Consider the following 16277-nt stretch of genomic DNA (forward strand, 5'->3'; position numbering starts at 1 on the left):
TTTTTTTATATTTGTTTGGGTTTGGGGTGCGTGGGGGGGGCGTGTGTGGGGGGGTGGGGGGGTCTCGGGCGGGGGGGGTTTTTACCCCGCCCGCGCCCCGAGTCTCTCCCGACACGGTCAATCACCGCCCCGAGTTGCAGGTCACCCAAGGTCGCCGTGTGCCGTCCGCGGCCAGTGCTTCAGGGCCATATGAAGCGCGTCCAGCCCCCGCTCCCAGGATGTCTGTACGTCTCTGGGGTCGCCGAATCCGCCGATGAACTCAAGGTCGCAGTAGCCGTGGAAGGTACTGCGCAACAGCCGTACGGCATCGGTGAGGTCGGGTTCCGACAGCCCGTACGCGCGGAGCATTCCGTACGTCACCTCGGCGGTGCGCCGGTACGTGCTGGACTCGGCGACGAGGGCGGGGTCGAGCTGGGTGTGCGTGGCTCGATACCGGCCGGGGCGCTCCAGGGCGTATTCGCGGTAGGCGCCGGCGAACGCGACCAGTGCGTCCTTGCCGGCCCGTCCGGCCACGGCGCTCGCGATCCGGTCGATCATCTCGCCGGCCGCGAGCACCGCGATCCGTGTGCGCAGGTCCTGCACGTTCCTGACGTGCGAGTACAGGCTGGCGTCCTTGACGCCGAAGTGTCGTGCCAGTGCGGACACGGTGACGTTCTCGAAGCCGACCTCGTCCGCGAGGTCGGCGGCGGCTGCCACGAGCCGGGTGGCCGTGAGCCCGACACGCGCCATGGGTGACCGCCTCCACCTGCCCTGCCTGGGTGCTCCAGGCGAAAGGCCAGTTTATGGGGTCCGGTTATCGGTCGGTCAGTGGCAGTGGTGGGAAGACGTGGTCCTGCCAGAGCACGCGGGAGTCTTCCTCCGGGTACGTCGTGACGGTCGGGGTGGTGTCGAAGAGCTGGGTGAGGCGTTGGCCAGGGGTGTAGGGGGCCCAGCCGGGGGTGCCGTGGGCGGCGAATTCCGTCCATGCGGTGCGGATGTGTGCGGACAGGGTCTCGGCCTCCGGGGAAGGAGTCTCGCCGATCAGCATCGCGGCCTGGGTGCCGGTCAGGTTGCCGAAGACGAGTGAGACGTCGAGGCCGTGGCAGGCACCGAGGATGCCGCCCATGCCGGGGGCGGGCCAGGTCAGTTCGTAGACGTGGGCACGGCCGCCGGCCGCCGTCTGGGCCTCGGCGAGGCGGAGGGACGACATGCGGAACAGCCAGTCGGAGTTGACCAGTTCGTAGAGGTCGTCGGGGCTCGCGAGCGGGAAGGCGGCACGGTAGCGGTCGGCGCCGTCGGGGCCGGGGGCGAAGGATCGCAGGGCGGCCGTCGCCTGTTCTTCGGTCACCTGGCCGAGCAGACCGTCGAGTGCGGTGAGCAGTCGCTGCTCCTCGCGGGTGTGGCCGACGAGAAGCTCGATGTCCCTGCCCGCGCCGTCGGCCAGCGCCTGCCAGGGAGTGACCGGCAGGACGTCGCCGTCGACGACGGGCGAGATGAGGATCGACCGCTGGGCCGCCCGGCCCCAACGCTCAGCCCACTGGGCCGCCTTGGCGGTGACCGCGTCGCCCGCGGCGGCGAGCCGGGGCGGGGCCACACCGGACAGGTCGGCCACCGTGGGGCGCAGCCCCAGTTCCGAGGCGTACGCGGCAGCGATGTCGGCGGCCAGTGCGGGCGTGAAGAACGTGCTCTGCACGCTCTGCGCGATCGCCCGGCGGAACAGCCCGGCCGCTCGCGGCATCGCCAGCAGTGCGGCGACCGAACCCCCGCCCGCCGACTGGCCGAAGACCGTGACCTGGTCCGGGTCGCCGCCGAACGCACGGATGTTGTCGCGCACCCACCGCAAGGCCGCGACCTGGTCGAGCAGCCCCCGGTTGGCGGGCGCCCCCTCGATCTGCGCGAAACCCTCAAGTCCCACACGGTAGTTGAAGGTCACAAGGACGACACCGCCCTCGCCGGACAGACGGCTGCCGTCGTACTCCGGGAGGCCGGACGTGCCGATCACATAGGCGCCGCCCTGGATCCACACCATCACCGGGAGCCCGGCGCCCGGGGTCGGATCCGGCGACCAGACGTTGACCGTCAGCCAGTCGCCGTCACCCTCGGCGTCCTGCGACAGCGCGTCCATGCCGAACGCACCAGCCTGCGGGGGCGGCGGACCGAACGACAAGGCCTCCCGTACGCCGTCCCAGCCCCGTACGGGCTGCGGTGCGGCGAAGCGGTTCGCACCGACCGGCGGCTCGGCGAACGGCATACCACGGAAGACCGCGAGCCCCGCCTCACGGCTGCCGCGCAACACACCGGCCGCCGTGCGTACTTCGGGGGAGGACTGGGGCTCGGACGACTTTGACGTGGCCACGGGCACCTCGGCTTCCTTCGGGCAGGTCGGGAGGAGACTGACGAATCCTCCCGCCGAAGGGAGACGCGGGCCACTCATTTAACGGGGCACCCGGTGTCATCCCACGGTGGCCACGTCGGCTCCATCGTCCATGTGGCGCCGCCCGCCGCCCGCACACCGGCGTCAGCGCAGGCCGCTGTCGAAGAAGGCGCCGATGGTGGCGTAGCCGAGCGGTGGCTCGGTGGCCGTCTTCGTCGGTCCGCAGCCCTTCGCGGTCTGCACGGTCCGGGCCGGGAAGGGTTCGAGGAGGGCGCCGAGGGTGGCGAAGAAGTGGTCCTGCCCGCTCAGGGTGAACAGACTGATGTTCCCGCAGGCCTGCTTCAGCGAGGCGAAGAACCGCTGGCTCTGCTCCAGCGGAACCAGGGTGTCGGCGTCACCGTGCGCGATGAGGAATGGCGGCAGCCGTCGCCCTGGGGTCAGATAGGTGGTCGGGTCGGCCTGCCGCAGCACGGCGGGTGAGCAGGACTCGATGCCGGCCGGGCAGCCGAGGTAGGCGGTCACCGCCCCTGCCAGGGCCGGGCCGGCGGCGGCCAGCGCGCCGAGATCGGTCGGCCCCGCGATGTCCATGACCGCGTCCACGCAACTGGAGGGCCCGGTCGTGCCGATGCTGCCCTCAAGCGAGCGAACACCACAGCTCGTGCCCACCAGGCTCGCGATCTGGCTGCCCGCCGACGCGCCCAACAGCCCGACCGTCCCGTTGAGTTGGTACTGGGGGCCGACGGCACGCAGGTACCGGACGGCGGACTTCACCTCCTGGACCTGCGTCGGAAATTGGGCGGTGGCGCTGAGCGTGTAGTTGACGGAGGCGACCGCGAAGCCCTGGTCGAGCAGGGCCTCCCAGCCAAGGGTCCGCAGCAGCTCGGACTTGTCGCTGGCGAGCCAGGCGCCGCCGTGCACGTAGACGATCACCGGCAGCGGCTTGCGGGCGCCGTCGGGCACGTACAGGTCGAGGACCTGGCTTGCGCCGGACGCGTACGGCAGGTCGGTGTACGTCGTGTAGGTGCCCGCCGTCGACGAACTCGCCGCTTGCCCGGCGGCGTTGGCGTCCCCGGCGGTGACGAGGACGCCGAAGCAGGCGGAGGCCGCCGCCAGGGTGGCGATCAGGTTGCGCATACGGTGCCGAGTGCGAAGTCTCAGGCGGGACTTGGGAGCAGTGGACATGGGGGACTCCTCAGTGGGGTCGGCCGTGACTGACCGCGCGAGGAGTCGAACGCTAAAGCGGAGAAGATATCTCCACAAGAGGTTGTGCAGCGATTGCCGCTCTGTGCCCAGGGTTGCGCCTGGGTCACCGACGCACGGCGAACTCCACGAAGTCCGTCCATGCGGCGGGGGCGAGGGTGAGCTGGGGGCCGCGGGTGTTCTTGGAGTCGCGGATGTGGATGGTGGTGGGGCAGGTGGCTATCTCGACGCAGTCGCCGGAGCTGCCGCTGCTGTACGTCGACTTGCGCCAGGCGAGGGCCACTTCGACGCAGTCGCCGGAGCTGTCGCCGCTGTAGCTGCTCTTGAACCAGGCCAGTTCAGTGGTGCTCATAGTGCTCCTCGCATCCGCTCCAGCAGGCTCAGGGAATCCTCCGGGGTGAGAGCCTGTGAGCGCAGTTTCGCATAGCGCATGTGGAGCACACTGATCGTTTTCGGACTCGCAATGAACTGGCCGCTCTCCTGGCCCTCGCAGTAGCCGAACCACTCGTTCTCGGGGGTCTCCGACAGCTGGATGGGGCCGTTCAGCCCAGCGTGGACATCGCGTGCGAGAGGCAGCAACTGCACCTCCACATTGCGCAGTTCACCAAGCCCCAGTACATGGTCGAGCAGCTCCCGCGTGACCTCCGTCCCCCCGGTCCGCCGCTGGAAGACGTACTCCTCCACGATGAAGCTGAACGCCGTGTTGGGCCGCTCGCGCAGGAGCTTCTGCCGTTGCATGCGGGCCGTGAGCTGGGCCTCGATCTGCGATTCGGTGAGCAGTGGCACGCGCGCGTCGAAGAGGGTGCGTGCATACCCCTCCGACTGCAGAAGTCCGGGGACGAGCCGGTTCTCGTACGTGTACAGGCTGATCGCCTGCTCCTCCAGCTCACCCCACTTGCGGAACCAAGACGCCAGCCCCGTCTCCCGTCCCGCGTGCTTGTACACCTCCTGCAGTACGCCGAACGCCTCCAGGACCTCTTCCGAGCGCTCGACGAACCTGCGCTGTGGGAAGCGCCGCCCCTGTTCGATGGAGGCCACCGTGCCCGGTTGGTACTGGACGAGTGGCGCGTACTCCTCCTGCGTGTAGCCCGCCCGTTTGCGGAAGGCCTTGTGTACCGCCCCGAACGCCTTCAAGCTGTCGGGCGGCTCGGGCTCGTTCGTGGTGCTCTCGATGCTCTCGATGCTGTCGGTCATTCCGGGAACTCCCGTGTTCCTTGGTGACAACCCCGCCAAGTCACCTATGGTCACGGACGGTTACCCAAACTGTCCACACCGTGAACTCGTACAGCACGCACTGTCGGAGTGCCGTGCCTGGTCGACCGGCGTCCTCCCCGCCACCGTTGACCCATGCAAGGACACCCCCGGGCCCAAGTCCCCGTCACCCTCGGTACGTTCACGCAGCTCTACAGCTCCACCCCGCGAGGGGCCCGGCTCGCGCGGCGGCTGGTCGCGAACCGGATGGACGTCTGGGGGTTCGCGTACGACGGCGAGGTCAGTGAGGCCGTCACCCTCGTCGTCGCCGAGCTCGCGGCGAACGCGGTGCGGCACGGTCGCGTGCGCGGGCGCGACTTCCGCGTACGGCTGGTGCTGCGCGAGGACGTCGTACGGGTGGAGGTCGCGGACGGCAGGGCCGACCGGCTGCCCGTGCTGCACCAGCCGTCGGACGGCGACGGCGGGCGCGGGCTGCTGATCGTCGTGGCGCTGGCCCGGCGGTGGGGTGTGGAGCCGCGCGAGGACGGGACGTACAAGACCGTGTGGGCGGAGATTCCGCTGCCGAAGGGGCTCGGAGGAATGGCCGGCGAACGCATCCCGCCTGGGAATTGAGAGGGAGAAGCGGCAGGAGCCTTGATCGCGTGGAGGTATGGACCATAAGTTCGGTATCCCGCACGGACGTTGCGTTCAGTTCACCTTCTGTTCGACAGGGCAGGGAACTGTGTGCAGCGCCCAGCCCCTATGGGCGCCCCGGATCGTGTCACCCAGGAGATAAACGTGCCTACCACCCGAAGAGACTTCGCCAAGACCTCAGCAGGCGCGGGCATCGCCCTCATCGGCAGCGCCGCTGTGCTGTCCACCGCCAGCACGTACGCGTACGCCGCCGAGAGCGCGGAAGACGCTCAGAGCCGGGGGCAGGAGCAGGACGAGGCCCTCTCGCAGGGGCACCAGAGCAAGACCGGGTACGGTCCGCTGATCGATGACCCGGACGGGCTGCTCGCGCTGCCGGCCGGGTTCTCCTACAAGGTCGTCACCCGCGCCGGTGTCACCAAGATGGACTCGGGTGAGTTCACGCCGAACAAGCACGACGGCACGGCCACTTTCAAGGGCACTCGCGGTTCGACGCTGCTGGTCAACAACCACGAGATCAAGGACTCCCGTACGGCCGTCGAGTTTCCGGTACCGCTCACGCCGGGACTCGTCTACGACCCCGCCGCCCCCGGCGGCTGCACGGTCGTCGAGGTCTCCAAGGACGGCGAGCTCGTGGCCGAGTGGGTCGGCATCGCGGGCACCCAGCAGAACTGCGCGGGCGGCCGCAGTCCCTGGGGCACCTGGCTGACCTGCGAGGAGAACACGGCCAAGGCCGGCGAGAACGGCATGACCAAGGACCACGGCTACGTGTTCGAGGTCGACCCGTACGACCGCCGTGCGAACCAGAACCCGAAGCCGGTCAAGGCGCTCGGCCGCTACGACCACGAGGCCGTCGTCGTCGACACCAAGCGCGGTCACCTGTACCTCACGGAGGACGCCTCGGGCCCCAACGGCCTGTTCTACCGGTGGACTCCGCCGGAGGGCTTCAAGCACGGCCGGGGCAAGCTGCGGACGCTCTCCGACACCGCCGGTGTGCTGGAGGCCTTCAAGGTCTTCGACTCCAAGGGCGCGCACGTCGACGACCTCTCCCGCGCCACGAAGGCCGGTACCACCTACAGCGTCAAGTGGGTGGCGGTCCCGGACCGTGACGCCAAGACCGTCTCGGTGCGCAAGCAGTTCACCGACACGCAGATCACCCGCGCCCGCAAGCTGGAGGGCATGTGGTGGGCCGACGGCGGCACCTACGTCGTCTCGTCCTTCGCCCGCGAGGAGAGCCCGGTCCAGCACGACGGGCAGGTGTGGTTCTACGACCCCGCCCGCGGCACGCTCACCCTCAAGCTGATCCTGGGTGTCAACCCCGACCCGGACGCGAACGACGGCGTCCTCGACGGCCCGGACAACATCACCATCTCCCCCTACGGCGGTGTGATCATCGCGGAGGACGGCGAGGGCATCCAGCACCTCTTCGGCGCCACGGAGTCGGGCAAGACGTACCCGATCGCCCGCAACGAGCTGAACGACGGCACGGCTGAGGACCCCAACTACAGCGAGTTCGCCGGCGTCGTTTTCTCGCCGGACGGCAAGACGCTGTACGCGAGCATCCAGAACCCCGGCATCCTCTACGCCATCACGGGCCCCTGGCGCTACCAGCGCTGACACAACGCGTCACCGAACGTCCCCAACTGTCCTGACGAATAGGGCAGTTGGGGTACGTGGGCGCGGCTGGCCCAGACCGCCGCGCCTGGGTCGCCGAGCGCTCTCGCCTTCCTCTCCGAGCAGGTGCAGCGGCGCAAGGTCAAGGACGCGCCGATTTCGCCAACCACTCGGCGCGCCGGAAGGTCATGGCCTGGGACGGACTTTCGACAGGGGGGTCAGGGGGGTCAGGGAATGGGGTGGAGGAAGTCCTCCACGAAGGCGTTGGTGAACTTGCCCGCGGGGTCCATCGCCTGCGCGAGCGCCCTGAACTCGCCCAGCCGCGCGTATCGTTCGCGCAGCACTGCCGACGGCACGGTGAACACCTTGCCCCAGTGCGGCCGTGCGTCAAAGGGGGCCAGCGCCTCCTCCACCCGCCGCACCACCGGCAGTACGGCCGCGGTGTCCTCGACCCAGGTGAAGTGCAGGGCGACGGAGTCCCGCCCGTACGCCGGGCTCAGCCACTGGCGGTCCGCGGCGACGGTCCGCACCTCGCAGACCTGGAGCACCGGCGCGATCGTCCCGCGGATCGCGTCGAGCGCGTGCAGCGCGGCCAGGGCGTCCGGGCGCGGCAGCAGATACTCGGACTGGAGCTCGGCCCCGCTGCTCGGGGTGAACTCGGCCCGGAAGTGCGGGAGTCGCTCGTGCCAGGGGCCGGGGACGCCGAACTGCTGGGTGCAGTTGCGTGCGGGCATGCTGGGCACGGGGTGCATCGCCCTGGTGGCGGGCGTGGCCCACGGGAACTCGGGCGGCGCCTGGTCGGTGCGCCGCTTGAGCCATACGTGCCGGAAGCCCGGACGCCCCCAGTCGGTGAACAGACTCACGCTGTACGCCGACGCGGCCACTGCCTCGAAGTCCAGCCCCGCCAAGGGGAGTTCGGTGAAGACGTGCTGGGCCACCCGGTAGTCCGGCTCCAGGTCGAGAGTGAGCGCCGTGACGACACCGAGCGCGCCCAGCGAGGTCACGGCGCCGTCGAAGCGCTCGTCGTCCCGGCCGATCGTCACCGTGGATCCGTCCGCCGTGACGAGCTCGACCTCGCGTACGGCGGCGGCCAGCGAACCATTCGTGACCCCGGAGCCGTGCGTGCCGGTCGCGACGGAACCCGCCACGGAGATGTGCGGCAGGGACGCCATGTTGTGCAGCGCGAGCCCGTGCTCGTGCACGCGGCGGGCGAGTTCGGCGTAACGGACGCCGCCCGCGACTCGTACCGTCCGGGCCGTCGTGTCGACGTCCACCGCGGGCGGCAGCGCGGTCAGCGAGAGCAGTACGCCGTCGTCGCCCGGCTCGGCGATCTCGTTGAAGGAGTGCCCGCTGCCCAGCACGCGCACCTTCGCGCTGTCCGCCACCAGCTTCGCGAGCGTGTCGAGTGAGGACGGCCGGTGCAGCTCCTTGGCCGTGTAGGTGATGTTGCCTGCCCAGTTGGTCAGGGTCTCGTTCATCCCTGCGATCCCTCCCCGGGAAGTCGCGGTCCGCCGCGGCCGGTGTGGTGGCCACCGAGGGAAAGTACCTTGCCGGGACGCCCCACCTCATGGGCCGTACGCCGATGAGGAGAATACCGACCGCCGCCGCGGCTTACGTCGGACGGGCACGCGCACCGGTGTCGGTGAAGTGCCGGCAGACCGCCGCGATGATCAGCGGCGGCCGGCCGGAGAGGACGCCGTTGACGGCGGACGGGCTCCAGGAGGAAGAGCTGGTGGGGCCGCCTGTGCGGGCAGACGTCCAGCAGGTGTTCGATCTGCGCGGTGTCAGAAGGCGCAGGTGGGCACTCCGTCCAGCCACGCGGGCCCCGAGATGTAGATGTTGGTGACCCACGCCTTGTAGTCGGGCAGGTAGGACCAGGCGTCATTGGTGTAACCCTCGGCGGTGACCGACTCCGCATGCTTCTGGCACTCGATGCGGACGGTCGTCGCCCGGGGGAAGGCGTAGACGCGCGCGGCCGTGGTGGACGGCGCGGCCTTGGTCCACACGCCAGTGCCCCAGGTCTGGAAGACGTTGCCGGTCACGGCCCCGGTGTTGACGCGGACCGCTCCGAAGTAGCCCGTCATCCGGACATCGCTGACCATGAGTTTGGTGCCGGACTGCCTGGCCTCGACCATCTTTCCCGCGCCGAGGTAGATGGCGATGTGGTGCAGGTCCTGGGAGGTGCCCCAGGCCAGCAGGTCGCCGGGGAGCAGGGGGGCGAGGCCCTCGGCGGCGGTGAAGCGTGCGGCGGCGCGATGCGTGTAGTACTGGGCGCTGGCCACCCCGTTCAGGATGTCCGACCCCGCGGCCTGGGCGTAGGCGTAGCGGACAAGCCCCGAGCAGTCGAAGCCCAGCCGCTCGGGATCGTGCTCACTGGCCGGGTCGGTGGGATCCACCTGCCCGTACGTGGCACCGGGCTGCGAGCCGTGACCGCCGCCCCACGTGTACCAGACGTCCGCTGCCACCTGCGCGCAGGCGGCAGCGATGGCGCGCTCGGCCGCCGCGGAGGCTCCGGGCGCAAGGACGGCACAGGCGGCGTCGGCGCCTGCCGCGCGAACGGCCGCGCCCGCGGGCGCGGTTGAGGCGGCCGCGGATGCGGGCGTCCAGAGGACGAAAGCCAGTAATGCGATGAGAGTGCTGATGAGACCGGTCCGGCGGTACATGCCAGGCCCCCGTTTCCCTAGCCGTTGGTGAAGTGCCGCTGTGTGGTTGACACATCGACAGTCGCGTCGGTGGCAGTCCTGTCGGCGACGAGTGGGCCACCAGGAACAGTTCCGTGCGCAAGGAGCAGCCTGCGGCCCGTGGCCCCGCTCGTCGAGGTCCCGGCGTCACCCCGGATGAACGGGCAACGGGAAACCCCTGGGAAACCCCTGCTGGGCAGGGCACTTCTCCGACGGGCTCACAGCGGGGCACATGCGGAGGTGAGCGAGACGGGGAGTCCGGTCATGAGCGCCTCCGGCTCCTTCGGGGCGGTGCCTTCTTGCAGCCGGCAGATGGACCGGAACCGGGCTCCGATGTCCATGGTCCACAGCCGTACGGTGCCGTCGTTGCTGCTGCTGGCCACCGTGCGCCCGTCGGGGGAGAACACGATGCCCCACACCGCGTTCGTATGGCCTGTCAGAGAGGCCCACAGCCGGCGCTCGGCCACGTCCCACAACCGCACCGTACGGTCGCTGCCACTGCTCGCCAGCATGCGGCCGTCCGGGGAGAAGTCGATGCCGCGCACGGAGCTGGTGTGGCCGGTGAGCGCCGCCACGAACCGGTGCCGCCTGACATCCCACAGGCGGATGGTGCCGTCGTTGCCGCTGCTCGCGAGTTGTCCCCCGTCCGGGCTGAAGGCCACGCTCCGTACCGCGCCCGTATGGCCGGTGAGTGTGGCCGACAGGCGGCGCGCCGCCACGTCCCACAGCCGAACGGTCAGGTCGTCACCGGCACTCGCCAGGGTGCGCCCGTCGGGGCTGAAGGCGACATCGTTGGCGAAGTCGGTGTGACCGGTGAGGGTGGCGAGCGGGCGGCGGGTGGCCACGTCCCACAGGCGGATCGTGCCGTCGGATCCTGCCGAGGCCAGCAGCCTCCCGTCCGGGGCGAAGACCACGGAGAACACGCCCCCTTCGTGACCGGTGAGGGCGGTGAGCTGACGGCGGGTGGCCACGTCCCACAGGCGGATCGTGCCGTCGGATCCCGCTGACGCCAGCGTCCGCCCGTCGGGCGCGAAGGCCACCGAGAAGACGGCCTCGCGGTGGCCGGTGAGCGTCGCCACGATCCGACGATCCGCCACGTCCCACAGCCGTACCGTGTGATCGGCGTCGGCGGTGGCCAGCAGCTTGCCGTCCGGGCTGTACGCGGACTGCCAGAACTCGGTGAACGGATGCGACGTCAGAACCGGGCCGCCGAGGTTCCAGAACACCACGGACTGGTCGAACCCGGCGGTGGCCAGCAGCTTGCCGGTGGAGTCCACGGCCACCCCCATCACGTAGTCGGTGTGTCCGGCGAGCGTCGAGGTGAGCAGGCCGTTGCGCACGTCCCACAGCCTGGTCGTACCGTCGCCGCCCGCGCTGACGACCGTGGCACCGTCGGGCGTGTAGGCGACCGCGTTCACGTCGTCGGTGTGTCCGGCGAGCGTCATGGTGAGCCGTCTGCTGCGCACGTCCCACAGCCGAACGGTCCGGTCGACACCTCCGGTTGCCACGCTCTGCCCGTCCGGAGCGAAGGCCACCCCGAGCACGTCGTCGGTGTGCCCCTTCAGTACGGCGAGCGGCCGGGCACGCACCGTGTCCCACAGCCGTACGGTGCGGTCGGCGCCGACCGAGGCCAGGGTCCGGCCGTCCGGCGCGTACGCGAGCGCGTTGACGCTGCGTGTGTGGCCGGTGAGGGACGCGACGGGCCCGTCTTCCCGGGCGGTGTCCCAGAGCTGGACGGTCCCGTCGGCGGTCGCGACGGCGAGCGTCCCTCCGCGGGGGTCGAAGGCCACGGCGAGTGCACCTTTCGAGCTCGCGGCGAGAACCGCCTTCGTACGGTGGTCGGCTGTGCCCCACATACGTACGGGCCCCTCCGTGGAGGTCGCCGCGAGGAGGCGGCCGTCGGGGCTGAAGGCGACGGAACGCACCCGCCCCGGGACGGTGAACGTCGCGGTCGTCCGGCGGTCGGACACCCGCCGGAGCGTCACCGTCCCGTCCGAACTGGCCGTCGCCAGCGACCGGTTCTCCGGCGCGAAGGCCACCGCGTTGACCGGCCCGGTGTGTCCGCCCAGCCGGGCGATAAAGGGCTGGGACTGGGTGCTCAGGAGGGCTCCGCGCGCTTCGGGCGTCGCCTGGGCGCGGTAGGCCTCCTGGGCGAGCAGCATGGACGCCTCCGGCTGACCGGCGGCCAGGGATGTGGAACGGACGGCGAGGGCCTGCGAGCGGGCCACGCGCTCCTGCTGGAGAGCGCCCGAGCGCTCCCGGTACGCCAGACCGCCGGCCGTCACCGCGAGGAGGAGCAGGACGAGGAGCGTGAGCAGCAACTGCTGCTGGAGCCGGACCTGATGCCTGGCCTGCTTCTCCCGGCCGTCCTCCTCGGCCTGGCTCGCCCGGAGGAACTCCTCTTCCTGCGGGCTCAGCCGGTTTCTGCCGTCCGACTCGGCGGCCCAGGAGCGGACGGTGTCCAGCCGGGTTCCACGGTAGAGGACGGACGGATCCCGGCGCTCGCGCTCCCATTCATCGACTGCGTGGGTCAGTTGCTGGTGGATCAGCAGTCCGGCCCGGTCGGCGTGGATCCAGCCGCGCAGCCGTGGCCAGGCGTGGAGGAGGGCCTCGTGGGTGATCTCGACGGTGTCGCTGTCCATGGTGATCAACCGGGCCCGTACAAAGGCGTCGAGCGCGTTCGCGGCGCCGTCCGCGTCGGCCATCCGCTCCATCAGCGCGGTCCGGCTCATCCGGCGCCGCGTCGCCCCGGTGTCGTCGGCGACATGGACCAGCCGCATCAGGATGCGGCGGATCGTCCGCTGCTCGGTCGGATACAGCCGAGCGAACACATTCTCGGCCGTACGCGCGACCGCCCCCCGGATCCCGCCACCGCGCTCGTATCCGGCGACGGTCAGCGTGGCACCCTCGCGCTGCTGCCAGGTGGTCAACAGCGCGTGGGACATCAGGGGCAGCGCACCGGACGGCGTGTCGTCCGAGCGGTTCCCCGCGGCCACGGAGCCCTGTTCGTCGCGTAACCCGGCGTCCCGCAGCAGGAGTTGGACGAGGCCCCGTTCGAGCGTGAGCCCGGCGAGCTCGGCCGGGCGCGTGATCGCCTCGTGCAGCTCGGCCACGGACATCGGGGGCAGCACGAACAGCCCGTCGGCGAAGACAGGAGCGAGCTCGGGAAGGAGCAGACAGTTCCCCGAGAAGTCGGCCCGCACGCCGAGGACCACGACGGCAGCCTCATGCCCGGTCGCGGCGGGGCTGGACATGGACACGGCGCAGAGCACCCGGACGAAGGCGCGTCGCTCGTCCTCGTCGGAGCAGAGGGTGAACAGTTCCTCGAACTGGTCGATGAGCAACACCGGACGGCCGGGGGGAGGCTTTCGGTCATCGGGACCCGTCGGGGTCTCGTCCGTCAGGAAGGCCTCAAGAAGTGCCTCGGGCCGGTCCCGCAACTCCCGTGCGGTGATGCCGGGATTGCTTCCCAGGACTTTCGCGACGCAGTTCAGCAGCTCGTCCAGCGGATGTGCGGTGGGCGTGAACGTCACCACCGGCCACCGGTCCGCGCCCGCCATCGGGAACCCGCCACCGTGCTGGAGAGCCGGTACCAGACCGGCGTTGATGAGGGACGACTTGCCGGCGCCCGACGGAGCGACCAGCATCAGCGGTCCGCTCCCGATCCGTTCGAAGACCCGCTCGACCAGCGCGGCCGTCGTACGCTCCCGGCCGAAGAACCATCCCGTGTCCTTCGGGGTGAACGCCGACAGGCCGCGATACGGGCAGGCGCCGTCGGACTGCGGTCCGGGCGCGGCGTCGAATCCGGGATCACCGTCCCGCTTCGGGGGGCGCGTCAGCAGCCGCAGCAGCTCGCCCTCCACCCCCAGAATCTGGTCACAGCGGTGTGCGACGTCGATGGTGGCGCGCTTCGAACCGGTCTCGATCTTGCTCAGATAGCCCTTGCTGTAGTGCGTCTGACGGGCCAGGTCGGCGAGGGACAGACCGCGCTGTTGCCGCAGTCGTCTCAGCTGCGCGGGGAAGGAGGGGTCCGCCTCTTCCGCCTCCTCGCTCGGGTCGCCGACCACGTGTCCGTGCTGCTGCTCCCGCACTGCATCCCCCATAGCAATGAGCGCCCAGGTCTTAAGACGCAGGATGCCCAGGCTACTGCGGGGTAGGACCCCTTCCTTCCGGTACGGCGAAAACAGGAACTTCCGGAGCCGCCAGTTGGCGGCTCCGGAAGTTGTCCCCCGTGGAAGGAAGTAAGTCGCCCTTGTGGAAGGGGAGTTGTTACGGCTGGTTCAGCTTGATCGAGTTGACCGGAGTCAGGTCCGCGTAGACACCGAACTGGGAAGGCATGTGGTAATTGCAGTTCGTGCCGCCGTAGTTCAGGCACAGGTCGGCGGTCGCGCCGCCGGTCTGGTTGTTGAGGACCCAGTGCCGCCCGGTCTGGTTGCTCAGGTTGTGCGGCCCGTACGCCCAGTAGATGTTCGAGGGGCTGACGGCGGGGTTCTGGTTCTGCGGGTAGATACACACCGCCCCTGAGGGGCATCCGGCCCAGTCAGCGACCTGCGCGGCCGGCTGCGCCTGGGCCGTGCCGCCGAGTGCGACGACCGCGGCCGCGGTGGTCAGGAGAGCGGCGGCGCCACGGAACATCTTGTGCATGGTTCCCCTACTTGTGTTGGTGAGATCCGATCGAAGCGGCTGCGTCTGTGCCATTTCTTCTCCCCCTGATGTGTGCTGACGACCTCAGCCTGCGGCCGGTGCGCACCGGGGTCGACGGGTTTCCTGTTGCCCGTCGCGCGAACGGCCGGGAAACCACCCGTGACCAGGCAGGTCATGCGGGCAAGGGGCAACACTCGGTGAGGCGGGGCGGACCCGCCACGGCTTACGCACAGGCAGGGGCATACCGTGAGGAGTCGAGCACCGAGTTCGAAGACGGGGAGCGAGGAGATCGGGATGGGCGGCAGTCGCACCGCGCTGGTCGAGGATCTGATGGAACGGTTCCCGCACGTGCCGCGGGAAGCCGTCTTCAAGGAGGACCTGCTCCGAGGAGGCCTGGCCTTCGACCCGTCGGCTCTCTCCGACAACGAGGGCGGCGACGTCAAGCCGAAGTCGTACTTCATCTTCTCCTTCGACCACGGCACCCTGCCCGAGCTGGGTGAGGCCGCGCTCAGGCGCCCGCCCGAGGAGATCATCCTCACCGGTGGCCCGTACGACCTGCGCCGGACCGTCGTGTCCGTGCGCGTGAACCCGTCCTCGCCGTACCGCGTGGCCGCCGACCAGGACGGCGTGCTCGGGCTCTACCTCGACGGGAAGCGGATCTCCGACGTCGGCGTGCCGCCGATGCCCGAGTACTACAAGCACACCCTCTCCAACGGGAAATCCGTGATGGAGGTGGCCCCGACCATCCAGTGGGGCTACCTCATCTACCTCACCGTCTTCCGGGTCTGCCAGTACTTCGGTGCCAAGGAGGAGTGCCAGTACTGCGACATCAACCACAACTGGCGCCAGCACAAGGCGGCGGGCCGGCCGTACACCGGCGTGAAGGATGTCGACGAGGTCCTCGAAGCCCTGGAGATCATCGACCGGTACGACACCGCGAAGGCGTCCACCGCGTACACGCTGACCGGCGGCGCGATCACCTCCAAGCTCCAGGGCCGCGACGAGGCCGACTTCTACGGCATGTACGCCAAGGCCATCGAGGAGCACTTCCCGGACCGGTGGATCGGCAAGGTCGTCGCACAGGCGCTGCCGAAGGACGACGTACAGCGCTTCAAGGACTACGGCGTGCAGATCTACCACCCCAACTACGAGGTGTGGGACCAGCGGCTCTTCGAGCTGTACTGCCCGGGCAAGGAGCGTTACGTCGGCCGCGGCGAGTGGCACAAGCGCATCCTCGACTCGGCGGAGGTCTTCGGCGCTCGCAATGTCATCCCCAACTTCGTGGCGGGCGTGGAGATGGCCGAGCCCTTCGGCTTCACCACGGTCGACGAGGCCATCGCGTCGACTACGGAGGGGCTGCGCTTCTTCATGTCGCACGGCATCACCCCCCGCTTCACCACCTGGTGCCCGGAGCCGACCACCCCGCTGGGCAAGGCCAACCCGCAGGGCGCGCCGCTGGAGTACCACATCCGGCTGCTGGAGGCCTACCGCGCCACGATGGACGACTTCGGCCTCGCCTCCCCGCCCGGATACGGGCCGCCCGGCCCCGGCAACGCCGTCTTCTCGGTGAGCTCCTTCATGGACAGCCTTCCCGCCCGGGAGCCGGTCACGGAGCCGTCCGGCCTGTAGGCGTCACGTAGTCAGCTTCGCGCCGCCACCGGGCCGTGGCAGGGGTACGTCCATCCCGCCACGGTCCGGCCGCGTGCGCTCAGGCATGCCATCCCTTCGGCGCCCGCGCTGATACTTCGGCGCATTGCGTACGTACAAGACGCGGGGCCTCCCTGAGGTACCAGGAAGGTCGAGATCCCGAACGCGCAACCGCCTTCCACGTCAATTGACTACGTGGCTTGTCAGTTGTGTGGGAAGCGTGAAAGGCTCGGGCCCCGTCGTGGAGACGGCCCCCAACTCCTTTGCACAACGCACGAGTTGACATCGCATTTGAT

12 protein-coding genes are annotated in these 16277 nt (G+C 69.8%); 3 read left to right on the forward strand and 9 right to left on the reverse strand.

Features of this window, described 5'->3' with window-relative positions; genetic code table 11:
• Positions 1-141: 141 nt before the first annotated feature.
• The 5 genes from ACFWP7_RS03020 to ACFWP7_RS03040 form a co-directional block, all read right to left on the reverse strand.
• Positions 142-729 carry a TetR-like C-terminal domain-containing protein gene (locus tag ACFWP7_RS03020; RefSeq protein ID WP_384375062.1) on the reverse strand — a complete coding sequence of 196 codons (588 nt, stop codon included), beginning with the start codon at positions 727-729 and terminating at the stop codon, positions 142-144.
• Between the two features lie 64 nt (positions 730-793).
• Positions 794-2335, reverse strand: a complete 1542-nt coding sequence (locus ACFWP7_RS03025) for a carboxylesterase/lipase family protein (RefSeq protein WP_384375065.1) — start codon at positions 2333-2335, stop codon at positions 794-796.
• Between the two features lie 162 nt (positions 2336-2497).
• The gene (locus ACFWP7_RS03030) at positions 2498-3535 is read right to left on the reverse strand and encodes an alpha/beta hydrolase fold domain-containing protein (protein WP_384375068.1); all 1038 of its coding nucleotides are present in this window, start codon (positions 3533-3535) and stop codon (positions 2498-2500) included.
• Between the two features lie 124 nt (positions 3536-3659).
• Positions 3660-3905: a DUF397 domain-containing protein gene (locus tag ACFWP7_RS03035; protein WP_384375071.1), complete on the reverse strand. Its 246-nt coding sequence runs from the start codon at positions 3903-3905 to the stop codon at positions 3660-3662.
• Entirely contained in the window at positions 3902-4747 is an 846-nt protein-coding gene (locus ACFWP7_RS03040; RefSeq protein ID WP_384375074.1) for a Scr1 family TA system antitoxin-like transcriptional regulator, read from the reverse strand. The genes ACFWP7_RS03035 and ACFWP7_RS03040 overlap by 4 nt, the downstream gene beginning before the upstream one ends.
• Before the next feature lie 153 nt (positions 4748-4900).
• On the opposite strand from ACFWP7_RS03040, the gene ACFWP7_RS03045 reads away from it, so the two are divergent.
• Both ACFWP7_RS03045 and ACFWP7_RS03050 read left to right on the forward strand, forming a co-directional pair.
• The gene (locus ACFWP7_RS03045; protein ID WP_384375076.1) at positions 4901-5377 is read left to right on the forward strand and encodes an ATP-binding protein; all 477 of its coding nucleotides are present in this window, start codon (positions 4901-4903) and stop codon (positions 5375-5377) included.
• Positions 5378-5542: 165 nt separating this feature from the next.
• Positions 5543-7012, forward strand: coding sequence for an alkaline phosphatase PhoX (locus ACFWP7_RS03050; protein WP_384375079.1), 1470 nt, complete (start codon positions 5543-5545; stop codon positions 7010-7012).
• Between the two features lie 224 nt (positions 7013-7236).
• Here ACFWP7_RS03050 and ACFWP7_RS03055 read toward each other — a convergent pair whose 3' ends face one another.
• From ACFWP7_RS03055 to ACFWP7_RS03070, 4 genes are all read right to left on the reverse strand, one after another.
• A complete protein-coding gene (locus ACFWP7_RS03055) occupies positions 7237-8487 on the reverse strand; it encodes an FAD-binding protein (RefSeq protein ID WP_384375082.1) in 1251 nt (416 codons plus the stop codon).
• Between the two features lie 306 nt (positions 8488-8793).
• On the reverse strand, positions 8794-9672 hold the full coding sequence (locus ACFWP7_RS03060; RefSeq protein WP_384375085.1) for an NlpC/P60 family protein: 879 nt from the start codon (positions 9670-9672) through the stop codon (positions 8794-8796).
• Between the two features lie 236 nt (positions 9673-9908).
• A complete protein-coding gene (locus tag ACFWP7_RS03065) occupies positions 9909-13793 on the reverse strand; it encodes a helix-turn-helix domain-containing protein (RefSeq protein WP_384375088.1) in 3885 nt (1294 codons plus the stop codon).
• A 166-nt stretch (positions 13794-13959) separates the two neighbouring features.
• Complete coding sequence (locus ACFWP7_RS03070; RefSeq protein WP_384375091.1) at positions 13960-14334, reverse strand: hypothetical protein; 375 nt, start codon at positions 14332-14334, stop codon at positions 13960-13962.
• A 294-nt stretch (positions 14335-14628) separates the two neighbouring features.
• Between ACFWP7_RS03070 and ACFWP7_RS03075 the strand changes: the two genes are divergently transcribed.
• Positions 14629-15963 (forward strand): radical SAM protein, encoded by a 1335-nt coding sequence (locus ACFWP7_RS03075; RefSeq protein WP_384375093.1) that lies wholly within the window; start codon positions 14629-14631, stop codon positions 15961-15963.
• Positions 15964-16277 lie beyond the last annotated feature (314 nt).

This window comes from Streptomyces sp. NPDC058470 (assembly GCF_042721055.1).
Classification (GTDB): Bacteria; Actinomycetota; Actinomycetes; order Streptomycetales; family Streptomycetaceae; genus Streptomyces.

What these genes read in the sequence shown, in the direction of transcription:
- ACFWP7_RS03020 (WP_384375062.1), bottom strand. Translation starts at nt 729, where the DNA reads ATGGCGCGTGTCGGGCTCACGGCCACCCGGCTCGTGGCAGCCGCCGCC.
- ACFWP7_RS03030 (WP_384375068.1), bottom strand. Translation starts at nt 3,535, where the DNA reads ATGTCCACTGCTCCCAAGTCCCGCCTGAGACTTCGCACTCGGCACCGT.
- ACFWP7_RS03035 (WP_384375071.1), bottom strand. Translation starts at nt 3,905, where the DNA reads ATGAGCACCACTGAACTGGCCTGGTTCAAGAGCAGCTACAGCGGCGAC.
- ACFWP7_RS03040 (WP_384375074.1), bottom strand. Translation starts at nt 4,747, where the DNA reads ATGACCGACAGCATCGAGAGCATCGAGAGCACCACGAACGAGCCCGAG.
- ACFWP7_RS03045 (WP_384375076.1), top strand. Translation starts at nt 4,901, where the DNA reads ATGCAAGGACACCCCCGGGCCCAAGTCCCCGTCACCCTCGGTACGTTC.
- ACFWP7_RS03055 (WP_384375082.1), bottom strand. Translation starts at nt 8,487, where the DNA reads ATGAACGAGACCCTGACCAACTGGGCAGGCAACATCACCTACACGGCC.
- ACFWP7_RS03060 (WP_384375085.1), bottom strand. Translation starts at nt 9,672, where the DNA reads ATGTACCGCCGGACCGGTCTCATCAGCACTCTCATCGCATTACTGGCT.
- ACFWP7_RS03065 (WP_384375088.1), bottom strand. Translation starts at nt 13,793, where the DNA reads ATGGGGGATGCAGTGCGGGAGCAGCAGCACGGACACGTGGTCGGCGAC.
- ACFWP7_RS03070 (WP_384375091.1), bottom strand. Translation starts at nt 14,334, where the DNA reads ATGCACAAGATGTTCCGTGGCGCCGCCGCTCTCCTGACCACCGCGGCC.
- ACFWP7_RS03075 (WP_384375093.1), top strand. Translation starts at nt 14,629, where the DNA reads ATGGGCGGCAGTCGCACCGCGCTGGTCGAGGATCTGATGGAACGGTTC.